Genomic DNA, 19022 nt, shown 5'->3' with positions numbered 1-19022 from the left:
ATAATAATAGATCTCATTTGTATTTGGTTGTTGTGTTTTTTGGAATTACAGCTAACTAAGAAGTGATAGTTATATGGATGAGAGCGTTGTCATTCTCATCCATTTTTTAAAGTATTTCTAAGAAGGCGACAAGCGCTTCGCGCTCATGCTTTTCTAGCTCTAACTTATGGAGTAAGTCAGTGGTTGTAGGGAAGTTTGGGTCGTCTTTATACTTTCCCTTAGGCTTTGGTCTTGCACCGCCTGCATTATAAAAGTTAACAACACCAGCTAGTCCTTGAAATAAGCCTGTATGCATCCAAGGGGTACTTTGCTTTAAAGCAAGTAGAGAAGGTGTTCTAAACTTGCCAATATCAGCTGGGTCTTGCGTGGCATCAAAACGTCCTAAATCTTGAAGTTTTCGACCATAAAAATGCAGCCCCGTAACATGAAATTCATTGTCGCTGAGTAAAGCTCCTTCATGACAAGTCATACATTTTGCTTTGGTTCTAAATAGATGTAAGCCTTCAAGTTGTTGATCGTTTAAAAGTGCAACCGCTTCATTAGGATTGGTTTGCGCTTTATCGATAAACCGCGTGAATAATGACTCTGGGATATCAAACGTGCGTTCAAAGGCAACAATGGCTATTGCCATTTGCTCTTTGCTCATTGTTTGATTACCAAACGCTGCGAAAATAGGGGTTCGGTAATCTTCTGCAGCGTTTACTTTGTCAAGCGATTGCTGAATAGATGAGTCCATTTCTTTGGGATTTTCGATAGGCATTAAAGCTTGCTCTGTCGCTGTTTTAGCTCGGCCATCCCAAAAAAATGTTTGCCAATGATCAATGCCAATAATTGCCTGGGTATTACGAGTACCGACTTGGCCATCAATGCCGACAGCTAGTTTACGCCTATCCGTAAACGCTAAACGAGATTCATGACAGCTTGCGCAGCTTACCGTGTTATCTCGTGACAAACGTGTATCGTTAAATAGCTTTTCACCTAATGCAATGATCTCATCACTTTGGTTAAAAGGTTTGGCTTTTAACGGTTTTAGTGGCGCAGCAGGGGTCTCTTTAGCTGTCATTATGGCTGGCCATTGACTTTGCTCCACAGAATAAAGTTCTCGCAGAGTTGTGTCTGCATGAACTACAGAAGCAAAGAGAAAACAAGCGACTGAAATAAACCCTTTATTCATAGTTATAGGTCACACCCAGCCAAAACATTCTGCCAGGTTCAACACCTGATTTTCCTTCAATAATAGAATAAGTACGAGCATTAAATAAGTTGCTTATATCAACACGTAATTGTAATGACTGTTTTTGCGTAATTTGATACTCCCAACTGGTATTTAACGAGACCATCACGCGAGCTTTATATTCATAGTCTTTGTAAATTGGAATAGCAGTATTTATGCTTTCACAGCCACTACATTCACTTTCGACACCGATAACTTCAGAACCAGAGCCGAGCACAGCTGTGGTGTAGCTACCAGAATACGTTGCTGTTAAGCCAGTCGATAAGTTGTCTGTCCAAAAAGTATTCCAACCAAAGTTTGCAGCAACAGGACGGCCAAAGTTAGCTTTAATAGTATTGAGTTCAGATAAGCTAATGATTTGATCTTTATAATAAACCAATGATTCAATAGGGGTGTTGTCAGGTGTAGCTGTGTAATCAGTATTACTTTCTGAGTTTTCACTGTAGCTGATATTAGCCCACAAAGAGTGATCGCCAAATTTTGCATCCCAAGACAGTGAGTAACGTTCGCTTTCACCTGTGCCAGTATTTTCCATAGTAATGTATTTATAACCATCATTATGTAAGTTGGTTTCTTCATTACGGGCAAGCTGATCACGTTTAAATCTTTTCACATATTTCAGTGATAGGTTGCCAAAGTTTTCTGTGGCATGGCGAAGACCTAGCGCAATTTCATCATCGTAAGGGCTTTTCACATCGTCAAAAATATAGCGAAAGTTACCTGTGTAAGAAGAAGGAAGCCAAGCCTGTAAATAACCGTTTTGGATAGGGCGGTACTCACGGTAGGCAAATTTTTGTTGCTCTTTGATTTTGTATGCTAATAATCCTGCATCATAGTAGCGATTTAAACCCGCGGTAAGCAGTGTATTGCCATCGTTAAATACGTCATAACCCATTGATAAGCGAGGAGCGATATTATGATTTCTAAAAAAATCATCGTAGTCGTATCTGAGCCCTAATTGAAACTCAAACTGCTTCCAGGTGATCACATCGGTTGCATACAGTGCTGCTTTATTTAAGCTTACGTCTATTTGTTCACTGGGTGTGACCAAACGTGAATTAAAATACTGAGCCGTACTTGCTACATTATTAGAGTAGGCAAGTAAGTGCTCTGGGTTATTAAAATCGATACTGCCGCCTAGTTGCTCGGCAAGCGTATCTAAATCCACATAAAAGCTTTCTTCAATACAATCAATAGTATAACCGCTACAGTTTAATGAGTTTTGGCTTGAAGAGTACTGCACAGGTGAATCATATTTGTAATAGTTTTGTGCGCGATTACGTTCTACGTTTTGATGATTCAATTCAGCACCAATACGGATGGCGTGCTCTGTTTTACCCCAGTTTTTGCGGTTTAGGGTTAATGAATTACGCCAGTTGAAGGTTGTTTGGGTGTTTTCTAAATTACCATAACCTCCTATTTTGGAGAATAAGATAGGTGTGTAATTTTCATTGCTAGATTCTTGGTCAGCATACTGACCCCATTCTTTACCTTTAGCTTGTAGCCATTGATAAAAATGCGCAGGGGCGCTGCGATTATTATCGCTTTGGCTAGCATTAAACTCACTACGCCAAAAGCCTAAACTGGTTTCTTCACTTAGATTGGCAATAAAGCCCGTATTACCGCCATCAATTTCATAGTCACTGTCTAGTACGTCATCGAGGAAGCTTTGTGATTTGTATGGGGCGTATAAAAACGTTAGATCAAGCGCATCAACCCAACCATCACGATAACTATATTTTAGTAAGCCATTGATATTTTCTCTGTGCTCGGTTTTCATTTCTTGTAATGAAATAGAAGAGATATCACTTTTTAAGTAACTTAAATTGAACAATAGGGCGTGTTTATCATTGATACGCTTTTGCAGCATCAAATCGATATCTGTTTTTTCAAATACTGGCGGCTCAAGTGCTTCTTGCTCTGCGAGCGGATTATCATTATCGTTATCTTCACCTCTGATAATGTGATATTCCCCCCAATCACTTTGGTTAGTACGTACACCTAAGCTTATCTTTGTATCTTTAGAAAAGGGTGAAATGGTTTCGGCATCAATAACACCACCAGAAAAGTCACCATAATCAGCTGGAATGTTGTGATCATACACTGTAATTGATTCAACCAATTGGCTGTTAACATTCATGCTTTGCACACCACCATAGACATCATTTTCTGATGCACTGATCCTTGAAGAACTAGCAGGATCTAACCGATTGTTGTAGTTCATGCCATCAATCATAAAACCTGTTTGCCAAGGCTTAGCACCCGATATGCTTATTTCTGGGGCACTGACTTCTGCCAAACTATCAATTGAGAAATGATTTTCACTTAATAACACGCCAGGCAGTAAGCCAATTAGCTCGTTAATATCGCCATTTCCTTTTGGAGTTGCTTCAATAAAGTTGCGATCAAGATAGGCTCGACCAATTACTTCAGGAACCTCAATCCCTATGTACTGACCTTTTACAGTAATGCGTTCAATATCGTCGGTATTACAGTGCTGATCTTTACTTGGTTCACATTGAGGCTTAATTGTTTGCTCTTTTACTTCGTTAGCATGTAACGGGGCATTAAGTAAAAGCATCAAACACGCTGATAAATAGCGTATTTGCATTGTGACAACTCCTGATTGTTGATCTGGTAAAAAGCTTAGGTAATAACTGCAGCTGCATGATGTTTAATCACGACTAGCAGAAAGTTAGCGTGTTATGTGGGCTGATTTTATCATTAAAATACGAATGAAAATAGATCTCAATTGCATTTGTGGTTATTATTTATGCAGAAAAATTAAATAATTAATGGGGCGTTTATCAGCTAGAGGGTCGCTGTTTCTATGTTTGGGATTTTATTAGATGAAATTCATTGTCTTTTTGAAAAGAGTAGGCAAGTACATGTAAACATGTACTTGCCAATAATTTACTCACCTAATGGCGTAGTATCTAAACTATCTTCAATACCATCATTGTCAGCATCGGTATCAGCAGTGAGCCCTGAGTCGCTAATAGCGTCAGGTGTTGCCGATGATAAGAAGAAGTTTGGTTTACCATCGTTATCAGTATCAACACTTGCAACTGTGCTACCCGGAAAATCATCTTTAGTTGCTACAAGAGATGCTTGTAAAGCATACAGTGCTAATTTGTCTGCCTCTGCATTTATATCTAAGTTAATCAATTGCTCGGCTTTGTTGTATTGCCCTAAACGAGTATACATAGATACATAGGTTTCTACGTTATCCTGAATAACTTTATCTTCTTGAGTTAATAAATACTCGGTTGACTCATCTAGCATGCTAATAAGCTGGCTGTGAACCGATTGATAAATGTCAGCATACTGTTCGTTATTTGATTGGTACTTAGCTAGAGATACAAAGAATGAATCGCGTACAAAATATTTATCACCAACTTCTTTTGTACTAACTAGGGTCAAATAAAGTGTTTCAAATAGGTCAGTAAAGTCTTCAAATTCAAGTAATTGTGCATTGCTTGAAACAAGGGTAATGGCTTCTTGCACCCATTCTACTGCAAGCTCAGTTAGGTTATTTTCGTTTAGGTAACCTAAGTAAGAAACTAAATGGGGGATTTTGCTTTCAGGATTTTCCAGCTTGTCAATTTCAGCCTTCATTTTAGCTACTAATTCAGGTATTTTGTCATTAATCCCTGCCATGTTGTAGGTGCGAATTAATTCGCTATAACCTTTAATATCGAGCTCTGTAGATAGCTTTCCTGAATTTGCTTCCATCCACTGAGTACATTGCAGGGCATGGCTTTTTGCTTGCTCTTCGCTGCCCATTAATAAATCAAGCGAAATATGGCGAGCACAGCCCTGCCAACCTGTTCTACGATGAGAGCTCCTGAAGGACTGTTGATCAAAATAGGCTTCGGTAAACATAACTTTACTTGCTTCGTCTAAGAGCGCTAAACCAAGCTCAGGGTAGCCATAACTATAAACAATAGAGGCAGCACCCGATGAGGTTGTACCATCAGCCATAGCCCAATATAAGCTAGTTACGTTATTATCATCTTGTTCTATAAAGTAATCTTTAGCATCTGCAATTGCATCTGCAACGCTAAATCCAGCAATAACTTTGTTTGCAATTTGATAAGCATAAGACTTCTCTCGTGCATCAGTTTGGTCTTTTTCGGTCGAAATTAAATTAAATGCAGGATTCTGTGCAAAATCGATATCGTACAAACTGCCAATATAGGCTGTTAATTTTTCTAAAGGTGATTGATAAGTAGCAAGTGTTACCGCAGAGTTTGTTGCTGCACTAAATGAATAGCTGCTATCAAAACCAGTATGACCAAATAGTGATAATGCATAGTTAGCGTAATATTTAGCAGTCGCAATATCATTAACTTGCATCGACAGTTCAATAACACCTTGAATATAATAAGACTTCAATCTGTCGGTTTTTTCACCTTTATATTCACCACTGCTAACGTACTGGTAGCCTGTTTTGGTAATAGCTTCACCGTACGTTTTAATTATCTCAGAAGCGAGCGCTTTATTTGTTTCGTTTGGCTCTGCTAAATACCTTTCTACAGCAGAACTAGAAGCGTTGCTAAATGCTGTTAATAAACGACCATAAACTGTTGTGTAGTTCTCTTGCCTAACACTATCTGCGTACAACTCTAATGTTTTATAAAGCTCTGCGGCGCGAGTAAATTCACCAGAATCTTTATATTCATTAGCAATATACGAATAAAATGCAGCGTCGCTAGATGTTAGGTTCTCAACACCTATGCTTGCAATATATTGATTATAAGTGGTTACTGCGAGGTCTCGGTAAGAGCTTGCTTGTTCTGCAACACCTAGAGCATCAAATTTTTGTGCGGTTAATCGGTATGCGTTTGCTTTGTCACTTAATGTTGTGATTTTATCAAAGTGTTCGATCGCTTTTTGGTCGAAACCAGCTAATAGATAACCAATTGCCAGAGCAGCATTAACGTCACTCATATAAACATCATCATTAATGTTTTCGCCGATTGCCTCAGCTTGTTTTAGATACGATTTATCTGAGCTGTAGTAGTAATTGAGTTTATCCTCGTTCGTAACATACGAAGGTTTTAATTCAATAGTTGCGCTGATAGGCGAGCTGATATTGCCATCGGTAAATTCAATAACAAAACTGTCGTTAATTTCTGACAGCGTTTCTGCGGTAAATGTAAATGCCCCCGTTTGCTCATCTAGAGTTAGGGTACCGTTGACTGGAGGTGATACTAAAGACACAGTTACAGTATCGCCGTCGACATCATTAAAAGTTAATGTACCTTCTGTTGTAGTCGAGGTAGTTACAGAAATTGATTGACTCGCAAGTGTTGGCGCATCGTTAACGTTATTAACCGTAAAAGTAAGCACTGCATCTGTGCTTAAGTTACCGTCAGTAGCAGTAACGGTTACCGTGTCTTGGCCTGCAAAATTTTCTTTTGGGGTATAACTAAAGCTGCCATCAGCATTTAATGAAAATAGTCCGTTACTTGCTGCAGAGCCAAGTGAATAGCTTACTGAATCGTCATCGCTGGTAGTTAGTTGACCGGTAAGACTGCTATCTTCGCTTAAGGTAAAGGCGCTACTGCTTGTAAACTGAGGAGCCTTGTCGCCATCTGAACCACCGCACCCAGTGAGTGCTAGCGCCACTGCTAATGATAAATACTTTATTTTGTTACCCATATGGAAACTCGCATTAATTATTTTTGGAAATTGGCGAGATAGTAACATCAAAATGCGAATGAGAATAGATCTTAATTGTATTTTGTTTGTTCAAGCATAGTATATACAGAAATTTCAAATGTTAATTCACTTTAAAAGTTGGCTTCATATCATGTTAGGAAAAATATACCTTTTCAGAGCAGTTATTTTCCCCGAGCTGCGTTAGACTATTGTTATTGATGTAATTAACCGAGGTCTCAAATGATTGAGTATCCTGTTGACCAACTTCCCCAGTTAATTGATGACTTGCTTCAGTGTGATACCACAACACGTAAAAATAAGTTACTTGCTGATGCTAAAGAAAAGCTTTCTACTGAGCATTTATCGTTATTGTTTGAAGCCTTACCTAAAGAACAGCGTCTAGAGATTTGGCAATTACTCGATGAAGATACACAACATGAAATCTTCATTAACCTAGGTGGCGACAGCTGTCGTTGGCTATTGCAAAGCCTAGAAGAAGCCGAAGGCTTTAAGCTACTTGACGAAGTAAGCGTAGAAGAGTTACTTGAACTTGAAGAAATTATTCCTGAGCGCTTTGTTGATTATGCACGCAGACAACTTGATGAAGTTCAAACAAAACAGTACGACCTTGCACAGCAATATAATCCAGAGCAGTTAGGTCACTGGCTCGATTTTGATGCACTAAAAGTGTCAGAAAAAATCACCGTGGCTGGCGCGCGTAAAATTTTTCAAAAAGGCTTACCGCAATATACCGAGGTGATTTATCTAGTCAGCCGTAAGGGCACTCTCATTGGTGAAGTGGCTATCAATGCTTTATTTAAAGCCAATGATAATGACAGCCTGCTGGATTACGCTAACCTTGATGTATCGGCTTTACATGCTGATGACGACTTATACGAAGCTGCCGAAGTGGTTATTCACAGTGAACAAATGGCAATGCCAGTTGTTAATGCCGACAACAAACTATTAGGCCGATTGTCAGTGTCATCAGCTTATGAATTGCGCCAAGAAGTCACCGACGAAGCCGCTGCAAAAGCCGGTGGTCTTCGTGAAGACGAGGATCTGTTCTCAAGCGTCACTAAATCGGCAAAAAACCGCGGTATTTGGCTTGGTATTAATCTAGCAACGGCGTTTTTGGCCTCTTGGTTTATCGGTTTGTTTGGTGCAACTATCGAGCAAGTGGTTGCGCTGGCGGTATTAATGCCGGTTGTCGCTTCTATGGGCGGTATTGCAGGTAGTCAAACGTTAACGGTTATTGTGCGCGGTTTAGCACTCGGTCAGGTTACCGACTCCAACCGTAGAGCACTGCTGAAAAAAGAGCTAAGAGTGGGGGCGTTAAATGGCTGTGTTTGGGCCTTTGTGATTGGTGTACTCACTTATTTTTGGTTCAATGATGGCATGTTAAGTCTAACAATTACTATCGCTATTTTACTTAACTTGGTTGCTGCTTCGTTATCAGGGGTGGTGATCCCATCGATTTTAGATAAGCTTAAAATCGATCCAGCCCTTTCAGGTTCTGTGATCCTGACCACAGTCACCGACATCGTCGGTTTTGTTACCTTCCTAGGTTTAGGTAGTTTACTCCTTCTTTAAGGGATCGGATGCTGGCTAAAGTAGTGTTTAGCCAGCTCAACAAATGATTTCACCCGATTTGACAGCGCATACCTATGCGGATAAACCGCAGCAATCGTTAGTGGATTTAGGGTGTGCTCTGCTAACACTTCGACTAATTCGCCTGATTTTATAAACGGGGCTACTGAATAACGAGGGGCTTGAATGATCCCATCACCCGCTGCCGCTGCTTCATTTAAAAATCGGCCATTATTAGAAGTCATTGCCCAGTTAAACTTGCGGCAAACATGCTGACCATCTAGCAAAAAAATCCATTGGTCATGACGAATATGATGACTGAAAAACAGTAATCTATGCTCCGATAAGGCTGCTATATCTATTGGCGTGCCATGCTTTTTTAAGTAGGCAGGACTTGCCCACAAAGATAATGATGAATGGCAAACTGTCTGCGCTATATGGCTGGCATCAGGTAATGAAGGAGCAACTCTAAATGCCAGATCAATTTGGCTATCAAATAAATCAACGGGCGTATTAGACAATACAATATCTAATTTAACATCGGGAAAAGCATGCTGATATTGGCTGATCAAAGGTGTTAAATATTGGCAACCAAATTCAATACTGGCGGAAATAGCCAGCTTGCCGCTAGGCGCTTGACTAAGCCCGCTTAGCTCTTCATCAACTTCATTAAATTTATTCAGTAAAGGCTTCATTTGCAGAACATAATTTTGCCCTGCATCAGTTAAGCAAACTTTACGGGTGTTTCGCTTTAGCAGCAAGCAGCCTAAGTTTTGCTCTAACTGTTTAACATGGCGGCTTACCATGGTGGTAGACAGCTGCATCTGCTTAGCAGCCCGAGTAAAGCTTTGATATTCAGCGACTAAGCATAAGGCCCTAACGGCTTCTAGTTTGTTCATTGTTATTATTTTTAAACTATAAGTTTATACACTATAAACTTTAGTGAGATGTAAAACCAAGCAATTCAGGTGTAAGTTGGGAGTTAAAACAAGAATAAGAGGTGATTATGAAATCGGGCATTAACACATTACTAGCCAGCATTGCATTGGGTTTATCGTCGTCGGTGATGGCTCAAACCATTGCATTACAAAATGTGAACCTAATCGATGTCGAAGCCTTGTCGGTTAACAAAGCACAAACCATCATCATAGAAGATGACAAAATCAAACAAATTGTTCCTGCGAGCTCTCATCGCTTTGCCGATGATGTCATTAAAATCGATTTAGCAGGTAAGTATGTAATACCCGGTTTAATCGATACTCATGTGCACCATGCTACTTCGCCTGATGATTCAGATAACGATGAAATCACGCGCATTCGCTTGCGTCAGCTGTTACAGGGTGGTGTAACAAGTGTGCGCGATATGGGCGGCGATACCCGTGCTTTGAGTTCACTTAAAAGACGAGCCGATAACGATATTATTCAATCACCGGATATTTATTATTCTGTGATTATTGGTGGTAAAGCGTTCTTTTCGGATCCCCGTACAGTCGCCTCTGCAAAAGGTGAAATCCCCGGTGCTGTTGACTGGATGCGTGCCGTTGATGAACACAGTGACTTTGATGCCATTATGCTACGTAGCAAAGGGTTGGGGGCAACCGGCATCAAAATTTATGCAAATGTGCCAGGAACAGTGGTAGCAAAGCTATCTCAAGCTGCTAAAAAACATGACCTCAAGGTGTGGTCGCATGCTTTTATTGGCCCAGCAACACCACTTGAAGCGGTTAATGGTGGGGTTGAAACAATTTCACATGCTGCCGATTTTGCCGCGCAAGTAATTGAAAACTTCTATGATATGCGCCGTAAAAATGTCGCTTTAACAGAGCAGCAAAAAAGCGATGCAAAGCAATTAGAAGCTTATCAAACACTTATAAAACAGATGAAAAATAAGGGCACAATTCTAGACTCAACCTTAACGGTATTTGATAAAACTAAAGCCTCTCGTGGTGAAAAAGGGTTATTGCTAAATGAGTGGGGTGGGCTGTTTACGCAATTGGCTCATCAAGCCGGAGTAACTATTGCAGCAGGTACCGATGTGACCAGTGATAGGTTTAATACTGTAACGCCTATGGTGCACCATGAAATGCAATTATTAGTTGAACGGGCAGGTTTAACACCTTTAGAAGCTTTACAGGCTGCAACCATTAATGGTGCAAAAGTGATTGGCATTGAGAAGCAAACTGGTTCAATAAAGGCAGGTAAAACGGCGAATCTTGTGGTACTTAACAGTGATCCAAGTAATGAGGTTGCCAATAGCCAAAACATTGTTCATGTAATTAAAAATGGCCAGTTTATCTACTTGGGTGATAATGAAAAATTACCGTTTGTGATGGCGCGTGAAGCGGCAGGGTTATTATTTTTATCGGGGCAATTAGGCAACTTGCCAACCACCATGGCGTTGGCTGGCAATGACATCAGCACCCAAATGACGCAGGCAATGAGAAACATTGGCTTTGTTTTGCAAGATCACAACTTAGATTTTAACGATATTGTTAAATGCACCCTTATGTTGGCAGATATAAAAGACTGGCCTTTAGCAAATCAAGCCTACACGCCATTTTTTACTAAGTTACCCGCCAGGAGTGCTTTTGCAGCCAGTGGCTTGGCACTTGGCGCAAAGGTTGAAGTGGAGTGTATTGCCGCGTTGTAGTGATGCACAGGAAAACTATATACTCTTAACCTAACTTTATATACCTGATTGTAGTTAGATAAAAGGAATGCAGAGTTAGGTTAAGAGGCTTTACTAATTAAAGCCATTATCCGAAAAATGGACATTAATGACTGCAGCAGCGTATTCGGTAGGTTCTAACGATTATTCAGGTTATTTCGCCGCTATTGGTGCAAGTTATCAATTTGATAAACAACAAAGTTTTAAGCTATTTGCTGCAACAGAAGACAGTGATTATGGCTCAGATCAAAACTTAGTGCTTGGTTACACTTATCAATTTAATTAAAAATTACTGTTATAAGCTGTTAAATTTTGTTAGTTTTCTGAGTGAGTTATCGCTGAGAAAATAGAGCATGAAGAAAAAGTTAGCCTTGTTATTGTTAGGATTATCGAGCCTTAATGCCAATGCCTCTGAAAACTTTAGTGATCATGAGATGTTTTGTGAGCAACAATCACAAATTAGTTGCTTAGATTACATTAATCAACAGCTAGCAAGCAGTGAGCTTGGCTCTGCGCGTTGGTATGAGATTAAATCTTATCAGTTTGATTATTTCTACGACAAAATGGAATTTCAAATCTTGAAAGATAGCACTGAGCCTTTCATTACCGGTGAAGAATTGCCTGTTGTCTTCCAAGTGCAAGTTTACTTTTATTACGCTAAATCAATGCATTATTTAGGCGACTTTGAAACTGGTCGTAAATATGCCACAAAAGCATTTGAAAAACTGCAAGCAATCTTCGACTCTTTTGGTAACCCTATGCGTATGGTCGAATTGGCTAATTTGCAATACGTGTTTGGCAACAAAGAAACGGCATTGCAAATTCTTGATAGGGCAGAGCGACGCTTTGGTAAAAGCAAAGATCCCATTTTTCACTTTGAACTGGCTTCGAATAAAGCAAATGTTTATCACTCATTAGGTGATGTAGACGGTGCACTTGCAAGCCGAAAATCCGCCGCTGATTGGATTTTAAAAACCAACCATAACCGCAAAATATCTGTCGCTTTAGGTAACTTAGCTCGTACCCACCAACTTCTGGCTAGTTATGAGCAAGCCGATGAAGTTTATGTACAGTCTCTTAAGTACATGGACTCAGACTCAGATCGAAATATGATTGCTATATATAAGTTACGTCTTGCTGAAATCAATTGGCAAGCAGGAAAGCAAGATCAAGCATTAAAATGGTTTAAGCAAGTGCATAAAGAAGACATTCGCCAATCACATGCGAAACTTTATGCACACCTAGGTAACGTGCTTTAGATAGTGTAAAAACACCCTGGTTTTTCGGCTTCACCCGGCGCTAAAATTTGTAGATGGGTTGACTCACCTTGTTCCATCAAAGGCTTCATAGTTTTATCAAACTGCTTAGCGGCATGTTCAATTAATTTTGCTTGCTGTTCCAGTGCTTTAAAATCAGCATCATGAGCAGCCATAAGTTTATTGAGTTCTTTAGCCAACTTATCTTGCTCTTTTAATAAACTTTTATTAATTCGCAAGTGGTTCTCGTCTTCAACAACTGCTTCTTCGGTGATTGCTTCTATTTGCTCAGAGTACTCAGTAACTTGTAGCTCTATGTCATTAATTGGTTGCTCAAGTGCTTCAAGTTTTACTTGTTCACGCTCAAGCTCTAGGTATGCTGCAATTTGCTCGTTATTGAGGGGACTTTCGCTTACCTTTTTACAGTCTTTAAAAGTGATAACGCGATAATCACCCTGGTTGTTTGTTGTGCTGGCATTAGAGAGGCCAATACAAGCAGTAGTGGCCGTGATTAAGAGTGCACTTACGCTAATACGTACTAAATTCATAATGATGTCCTAATGGGTTATGTTATTTAGTTAGTCGTCGCAAGTGTGAAAAAGGTTGTTTAAATTTTAAATTTATATCCCACGCCATAAATTGACTCAATGTAATGACTATCAGGATCGGCTTGAGTCAGCTTTTTACGCAAGTTTTTAATGTGCGAATCAATACTGCGCTCGTAGCTCTCAAAGTACTTACCTTGAGTCATGGTTAGTAAATCTTGGCGTGAAAAAACCTTATTAGGTGAGGCAATTAATATTTTTAACAAGCTAAATTCATTAATTGTTAGTTTCAGTTCTTCATTTTTTACCAACACTTTGTATTCGCTCGGATCAACAATAATATTGCCCGCTTTGAATGTACTCGGTTTGCTACTTGGCATTCGTCGTCGTTTCAAAATAGCTTTCACACGCGCCATTAACTCTTTTGGTTTGAATGGCTTAGTAACATAGTCATCGGCACCAACATCAAAACCAATTAAGTGATCAATTTCTTCAACCCGTGCTGTAAGCATAATAATAGGCACATCACTGAATTGTCTTATCTTGCTACACAACTCAATACCATTTGTGCCTGGCAACATGATATCGAGAATAATCAAATCAGGGTTTAGCTCATTAACAGCATCCAGTGCGCAGTTGCCATCGTGAATTAGGCTTGTTTTAAACCCTTCAAGATATAAATACTTTTCTATTAATTCGGCAATTTTAACTTCGTCTTCAATAACGAGAATATGCTGTTTAGCTAAGGTTTCTGACATATTATTGCGCCTCTGCAAGCGGGAGTTTTAACGTTAAACACAGACCGCCTAAACGGCTTTTAGTTGCATTTATTTTTCCTTGATGGGCTTCAACAATTGTTTGGCAAATCGCCAAGCCTAAGCCAAAACCGCCGGTTTTTCTGTTACGAGAGCTATCGGTGCGATATAAACGATCAAATAGTTTTTCAAGAGCCTCATCAGGAACACCGGGGCCTGAATCTTCTATCGACAAAAATACATGATGATTAGACACGGTTAAATCTAACCAGACTTTTTGCTGTTCATCGGTATAGCGTAAATTATTTTCTAAAATGTTTTGTAGAACTTGTGTAATACGATTTTGGTCGGCTAAGATCATCACTGTTTGCTCTGGTAAGGTGGCATTAAGCGTGATGTTTTTGGATTGAAATTTAAACGCATACTTATGCGCTTGTAGGGCCACCAAGGCATTAAAATCAATAGTTTCCATATGATAGTTAAAACTGTGTCTGTCGAGTGAGCTAACTTTATGTAAGTCGTTCACAAGTCGGCTTAACAGCGCCACTTCTTCTTGCAGTGAGCTTATTGCCTTTTGGTTTGGTTCGATAATGCCATCGTTAATAGCCTCTAGTTCACCCTCTAAAATAGTTAAAGGCGTGCGTAGCTCATGAGAAATATCCATGAGCCATTGGCTTTGCTGCGACTCAAAGCGTCTGAGCTCTGTGGCAATACGATTAAAATCATCCGCTAAGGTCGCAAATTCATCACTACTGTTGACGGTTATTTTGGTCTCAAATTCGCGTTCTGCAAGGGCTTTTGCGCCTTTTTTCAGCTGCGAAATAGGGTTAGTAAAATGACGTGCGAGTAAGTAACTAAACAATAACGCAATTAATAAACCAATCCCTGCTGTCCACAAACTGATATTAATTTGTGTATTTAGGTAATGCTGAGTTAGCTCGCTAACATGATTGCGGTTAGCATGCAGCTGAAGCACCGCAACAACGTCGCCATTGTGGGTGATTTCTTGCTCGTTCATGACCTCAGTTTCGGTATTGCCTGCAATCAATATTTCGCCTTTTTCATCAAGCAAACTTAGGCGTTTTTCAAAGGGCATGAAGTCATCAGGCATGGGTTTATTGCGAGGTGGCGACTCATGCATGTCAGCAAAGTTAGCAGGCTCGTTAAACTCATTTGATGGGTCAAATTCAGGTGGCTGGTCGAACGATGGTGGCACCCCAAAGTCATCGGGGGGTGGCATCGCTTCATTTTGCATACGTTTTTCAGGAGGGCCATTTAATGGAAAAGGGCCGGGCTCTCCTGGTTTTGGGCTATTGGGCGAAAACAATAAACGGCTTGAATGAAAATTACGGTTAATTAATTCATACCACAGGGCTTTAGAATCGATAAACATCCCAATCGAACCCGTTTGCTGATACTGCAGGCTAATTTCAGTGGCTATACGGTTAAATGCTTCGTTATCTATATCTTCAAATACATTATTGAGCATACGCTTATTGGAAATTGCATTTAGACCAAACATGGTCAGCACCAGTAGTAGCGTAATGATAAGATTGGTAATTAAGAGTTTGTGAATTAACTTCATAGATGTAATAGTAAAATGTAATAGCCAGAAATGAATATACTATAAATGTCTATTTTTTGGCATGTGCATCCTAGTCACTCTATAAAAGCACCATTTTTTCTACACAAAGTCTCTACATTTGTTCTTTATACTCGACGTTAATTACTCATGTTAGCGAAGGGGCACAAGATGACTTTAAAACCTGAACTTTATACTCGTAGAAAAATGCTTAAAACATTAGGTGTTTCAGTTGCTGCTGTGCCTATGTTGGCATTTTTAGGCTGTAACTCAGATACAGTATCATCAACGGATACAACATCAGACACCGATACATCAACAGATACAGACACCAGCACTGATACAGACGATACAACAACTACGAACGATAGTGATTATGTATCAGGCACAACAGCTCTTATTACAGATGACTTTCCTGATGACAGCATTTTTGAAACATCAACCGCATGTGTGTTAGCTCTGACTCAAGCAACAACCGAAGGCCCGTGTTACTTCCAAGCTGATTCAGACGAAGACATCTCTGATGGCCTAACGGGTTTACCTATGATGCTTTGCTTACAGTTAATCGATAGCGACTGTAACCCATTAGCAAATTACGAAATCTCGGTTTGGCACTGTGATACCAGCGGTATTTATTCGGGCGATACTAGCAGTAGCTCTGATAGCTCACGTTTTGCGGGTGATTTCTGTACTGATGGCGATGCCGAAGCTGAGGCAAGTACCTGGTATCGTGGTTCATTGATCACAGATAGTAGTGGTCGTGTGAACTTTAAAACGCATTTCCCAGGTTGGTACTCTGGCCGTACTATTCATATTCACTTTAAAGTAGCAAACAACAATAACGACTATGTAATCAGTCAGTTCTGTTTTACTGATGCGTTTGCAAAAGAAATTTGTACCACTCATAGCGATTACAAATCACGTGGTGAACAAGATACAACCCTTGCTAGCAACGACAACGTGTTTGGTAGTGATTATGAGCAGTTTATTTTAAACACAGCACAAAATAGTGATGGCACTTTATTGGCGTATCACACTATTCAAATTAGTTAATTTATTCACTTATCATTGTAGGTTAGGGCGTGTTAGCAATTACTGCTTTCACGCCCTATTTTTTTAGAAGCTATAAGTGATGTTACCGTAAATAAAACGGCCATCTAAGCTGTATGGCGCAAAGCCACTATAAGGGAAGATTTGGTTGAAATCGCTGTAACCAATATTACTTACAGTATCTTGAGGGTACTGATCAAAAAGGTTGTTGGCGCCTAATGCGAACTTCCACTGCTCATCAGGGCGGTAAGCCACTTCTAAGTCAGCAATCCATTTAGCATCAAGTACTTCATCACCATCTTCACTGCTTGCAGTGTCAACTACTTCACCATAACGAGTTGCTCGTAATGTAGTTTGGAAGTTTTCATAATCCCATGTTGCAGATAGGTTCCATTTATCGGCTGGAGTGCCTTTTTCAAAGCGTGTGATTTCACGACGAGAAAAATACTCGTAGCTATCGCCAAGGGCTTCTAGCTCTGCTGGGTTTTCTTTAACATGTGTCACTTCGGTGTCGTTAAAGTTAACTGCTGCACTTAAGCGTAAATCACCATAGTTTTCTAAACCTAGTGAGTAGGTCGCAACAATATCAACACCTTGCGTACGTGAATCAATGGCATTAGTAAAGTAACGAACGCGCTGCGTATTTACTTCGCCTGCTTCGGCTAAAATCGCTTCAACTTCAGGGCCGCTTAAGTTTTCAGACAATACGATACGGTCGTCAATTTCAATGCGATACGCATCAAGGGTTAAGCTAAAGCCGCCTTGCGTAAAGATGAAACCCGCCGTCATATTAACTGACTCTTCAGCGTCTAAATCACGAGCTCCCAGTGCTTGCGCTGCTGGCTCATCAACAGGGAATAAACCCACTTCATTTGGCACACCATTTTCAAAAACAGTGCTTACTGATTTATAAGATGTTTGGGCAAGTGAAGGCGCTCTAAAACCTGTGCTAATTGCACCACGTAGCGACAGCGACTCATTAATGCTGTAACGCGAAGCAAGTTTAGAGGTAAAGGTACTACCAAAATCACTGTAATCTTCAAAACGACCTGCTAAAACAAGGTTCCAATCTGTAGTTAGGTAAGTATCAAACTCTGCAAATACCGCAATGTTATGACGGCTTTTATCTGTTGCACTTTCTGGTGAGAAACCAGGTAACACTTGCGCGCCACCGGCAGCAACTGGGTTGCCATCGTCATCTAATACAGTGAGGTAAGATGCTGTTTCACCTGCGTTAATTTGGTAGTTTTCGTGACGATACTCAGCACCAATCGTAACAAACACATCATCAGGTAAACCTAAATCTAGTGTGTTGCTAGCATCCATGTTCACCAAGTATTGTTCATAAACAAGCGAGCCATCATCAAATTCTGTTGGGCTGCTAACACCCATCGAGGTATTTAAGCTGTTGCTTACGCCAATACCAAAATCGTTGCGACCATAATTGGTGCTTACATCCCAAGCCCAATCATTGGTTTCGCCATTTAGACCAATTGCAAATGAGTAATCATCAACATCGGTATCAATTTGCGGTAAGAAACCGTCAGGATACACTTCAGTTAAGTTACGAGAATCTTTGGCGCGACGATAAAAACCACCTGAGTTACCTTTACGGTTTGAGTAACTTGCAAATGAGTAAAGCGATAGCGAGTTATCAAACTCATAACCTAGGTTATAAAAAAGCGCGAAGTCTTCGGTATCGGCTTTACCAAAGCGGTGGTTATAGCGGTCAAAGTCAAATTCACGTGAATCTAAATCGCCATTCTCATCACGGCTATATTGCTCACGTGCATCAAAGCCAGAGCGATTTGTTGGCTCGTTATTACGTGACTCAATCGACACGTTAATAAAACCATTATCGCCAAGTGCAAAGCCCGCATTAGCACTTGCTGTACGCGTAATGCCGTCGTTTACTTCACGGTCGCTGCCAGTTTCAAAGCTTAAGTTGCCTTCGCTATCGGTTGTGGTGTTTAGTAGCTGAGGAGAGCCTGCCATTTGTGTGTCGTATTCACCGTATGTGTAGCTCACGCTACCGCCTTCATCGGCATCTTTTAATACAATATTGATCACACCGGCAATCGCGTCAGAACCATATTGAGCTGCAGCGCCATCACGCAGAATTTCAACACGTTTAATTGCAGAAGTAGGAATATTATTTAAATCAACTGCCGTTGAACCACGGCCAACCGTACCATTTAAGTTTAATAATGCACCGGCATGGCGGCGTTTACCATTAATAAGAACTAATGTGTGATCAGGGGCAAGGCCACGTAAAACAGCCGGTTTCGCGTGGTCAGTGCCATCAGCAATGGTGGCACTCGGGTAGTTAAAGCTTGGTAATTGTGATGCCAATACTTGGCTCATATCAAGCTGGCCTGTGCTTGATAAATCGCGGCTTGTTAATAAATCGACAGGCACGGTACTTTCAGAAATGCTACGAAGGCTACGGCGAGTACCTGTAACAGAAATAACTTCAACATCTTGAGCGGTGTTGTCAGTTGTTTGCTCAGCAGCGATTGCAGTCACTGATGTAGCGAGTGTACTTGCAATTGCGATTTGCAAAGGTACTTTTTTAAAAATTGTCATTGTTGGATCCCTTCTGACGTTGATTTCGCTTCGCAGTTTATCAATAAAAAAGGAACAAACAAATAACATAAAAGTATACTATATGATTA

The 19022-nt window shown here is 40.3% G+C and carries 13 protein-coding genes; 5 read left to right on the top strand and 8 right to left on the bottom strand.

Annotation, left to right across the window (positions count from 1 at the left end):
• Nucleotides 1–106: 106 nt before the first annotated feature.
• The 3 genes from L1D51_RS04655 to L1D51_RS04645 all read right to left on the bottom strand — a co-directional run bounded on the left by L1D51_RS04655 (nt 107) and on the right by L1D51_RS04645 (nt 6901).
• Nucleotides 107–1063 (bottom strand): cytochrome-c peroxidase, encoded by a 957-nt coding sequence (locus L1D51_RS04655; protein ID WP_239962874.1) that lies wholly within the window; start codon nt 1061–1063, stop codon nt 107–109.
• 103 nt (nt 1064–1166) lie between these two features.
• Nucleotides 1167–3845 (bottom strand): TonB-dependent receptor, encoded by a 2679-nt coding sequence (locus L1D51_RS04650; RefSeq protein WP_239962872.1) that lies wholly within the window; start codon nt 3843–3845, stop codon nt 1167–1169.
• 302 nt (nt 3846–4147) lie between these two features.
• A complete protein-coding gene (locus L1D51_RS04645) occupies nt 4148–6901 on the bottom strand; it encodes an Ig-like domain-containing protein (RefSeq protein WP_239962863.1) in 2754 nt (917 codons plus the stop codon).
• A 240-nt stretch (nt 6902–7141) separates the two neighbouring features.
• On the opposite strand from L1D51_RS04645, the gene L1D51_RS04640 reads away from it, so the two are divergent.
• Entirely contained in the window at nt 7142–8494 is a 1353-nt protein-coding gene (locus L1D51_RS04640; protein ID WP_239962861.1) for a magnesium transporter, read from the top strand.
• On the opposite strand, the gene L1D51_RS04635 is transcribed toward L1D51_RS04640, so the two are convergent.
• On the bottom strand, nt 8491–9390 hold the full coding sequence (locus L1D51_RS04635; RefSeq protein WP_239962859.1) for a LysR family transcriptional regulator: 900 nt from the start codon (nt 9388–9390) through the stop codon (nt 8491–8493). The two genes, L1D51_RS04640 and L1D51_RS04635, sit on opposite strands and share 4 nt — an antisense overlap.
• Before the next feature lie 107 nt (nt 9391–9497).
• Here L1D51_RS04635 and L1D51_RS04630 point away from each other — a divergent pair, with 107 nt between their 5' ends.
• The 3 genes from L1D51_RS04630 (at nt 9498) to L1D51_RS04620 (ending at nt 12418) form a co-directional block, all read left to right on the top strand.
• Nucleotides 9498–11141, top strand: a complete 1644-nt coding sequence (locus L1D51_RS04630; RefSeq protein ID WP_239962857.1) for an amidohydrolase family protein — start codon at nt 9498–9500, stop codon at nt 11139–11141.
• Between the two features lie 127 nt (nt 11142–11268).
• On the top strand, nt 11269–11445 hold the full coding sequence (locus L1D51_RS04625) for a hypothetical protein (protein ID WP_239962850.1): 177 nt from the start codon (nt 11269–11271) through the stop codon (nt 11443–11445).
• Between the two features lie 67 nt (nt 11446–11512).
• Nucleotides 11513–12418 (top strand): tetratricopeptide repeat protein, encoded by a 906-nt coding sequence (locus L1D51_RS04620; protein WP_239962848.1) that lies wholly within the window; start codon nt 11513–11515, stop codon nt 12416–12418.
• Here the strand turns inward: L1D51_RS04620 and L1D51_RS04615 are convergent.
• Genes L1D51_RS04615 through L1D51_RS04605 form a run of 3 tightly spaced genes read right to left on the bottom strand, consistent with a single transcriptional unit; the run spans nt 12415 to nt 15237 of the window.
• Entirely contained in the window at nt 12415–12963 is a 549-nt protein-coding gene (locus L1D51_RS04615) for a hypothetical protein (RefSeq protein WP_055022100.1), read from the bottom strand. The genes L1D51_RS04620 and L1D51_RS04615 overlap by 4 nt on opposite strands.
• Nucleotides 12964–13022: 59 nt before the next feature.
• Complete coding sequence (locus L1D51_RS04610) at nt 13023–13718, bottom strand: response regulator (protein ID WP_062565069.1); 696 nt, start codon at nt 13716–13718, stop codon at nt 13023–13025.
• A gap of 1 nt (nt 13719) precedes the next feature.
• Nucleotides 13720–15237 carry an ATP-binding protein gene (locus L1D51_RS04605; RefSeq protein WP_239962846.1) on the bottom strand — a complete coding sequence of 506 codons (1518 nt, stop codon included), beginning with the start codon at nt 15235–15237 and terminating at the stop codon, nt 13720–13722.
• A gap of 231 nt (nt 15238–15468) precedes the next feature.
• Between L1D51_RS04605 and L1D51_RS04600 the strand changes: the two genes are divergently transcribed.
• Complete coding sequence (locus L1D51_RS04600) at nt 15469–16350, top strand: dioxygenase family protein (RefSeq protein WP_082423015.1); 882 nt, start codon at nt 15469–15471, stop codon at nt 16348–16350.
• Between the two features lie 63 nt (nt 16351–16413).
• Here L1D51_RS04600 and L1D51_RS04595 read toward each other — a convergent pair whose 3' ends face one another.
• Nucleotides 16414–18933 (bottom strand): TonB-dependent receptor plug domain-containing protein, encoded by a 2520-nt coding sequence (locus L1D51_RS04595; RefSeq protein ID WP_239962844.1) that lies wholly within the window; start codon nt 18931–18933, stop codon nt 16414–16416.
• Nucleotides 18934–19022 lie beyond the last annotated feature (89 nt).

This window comes from Pseudoalteromonas shioyasakiensis (assembly GCF_022398475.1).
Classification (GTDB): Bacteria; Pseudomonadota; Gammaproteobacteria; order Enterobacterales; family Alteromonadaceae; genus Pseudoalteromonas.
This window is presented reverse-complemented; position numbering and strand designations above follow the sequence as displayed.

Excerpts from the sequence above, each read along its gene's own strand:
- L1D51_RS04655 (WP_239962874.1), bottom strand. The coding sequence starts at position 1,063 with ATGACAGCTAAAGAGACCCCTGCTGCGCCACTAAAACCGTTAAAAGCC.
- L1D51_RS04605 (WP_239962846.1), bottom strand. The coding sequence starts at position 15,237 with ATGTTTGGTCTAAATGCAATTTCCAATAAGCGTATGCTCAATAATGTA.
- L1D51_RS04600 (WP_082423015.1), top strand. The coding sequence starts at position 15,469 with ATGACTTTAAAACCTGAACTTTATACTCGTAGAAAAATGCTTAAAACA.
- L1D51_RS04640 (WP_239962861.1), top strand. The coding sequence starts at position 7,142 with ATGATTGAGTATCCTGTTGACCAACTTCCCCAGTTAATTGATGACTTG.
- L1D51_RS04625 (WP_239962850.1), top strand. The coding sequence starts at position 11,269 with ATGACTGCAGCAGCGTATTCGGTAGGTTCTAACGATTATTCAGGTTAT.
- L1D51_RS04645 (WP_239962863.1), bottom strand. The coding sequence starts at position 6,901 with ATGGGTAACAAAATAAAGTATTTATCATTAGCAGTGGCGCTAGCACTC.
- L1D51_RS04615 (WP_055022100.1), bottom strand. The coding sequence starts at position 12,963 with ATGAATTTAGTACGTATTAGCGTAAGTGCACTCTTAATCACGGCCACT.
- L1D51_RS04635 (WP_239962859.1), bottom strand. The coding sequence starts at position 9,390 with ATGAACAAACTAGAAGCCGTTAGGGCCTTATGCTTAGTCGCTGAATAT.
- L1D51_RS04610 (WP_062565069.1), bottom strand. The coding sequence starts at position 13,718 with ATGTCAGAAACCTTAGCTAAACAGCATATTCTCGTTATTGAAGACGAA.
- L1D51_RS04595 (WP_239962844.1), bottom strand. The coding sequence starts at position 18,933 with ATGACAATTTTTAAAAAAGTACCTTTGCAAATCGCAATTGCAAGTACA.
- L1D51_RS04630 (WP_239962857.1), top strand. The coding sequence starts at position 9,498 with ATGAAATCGGGCATTAACACATTACTAGCCAGCATTGCATTGGGTTTA.
- L1D51_RS04650 (WP_239962872.1), bottom strand. The coding sequence starts at position 3,845 with ATGCAAATACGCTATTTATCAGCGTGTTTGATGCTTTTACTTAATGCC.
- L1D51_RS04620 (WP_239962848.1), top strand. The coding sequence starts at position 11,513 with ATGAAGAAAAAGTTAGCCTTGTTATTGTTAGGATTATCGAGCCTTAAT.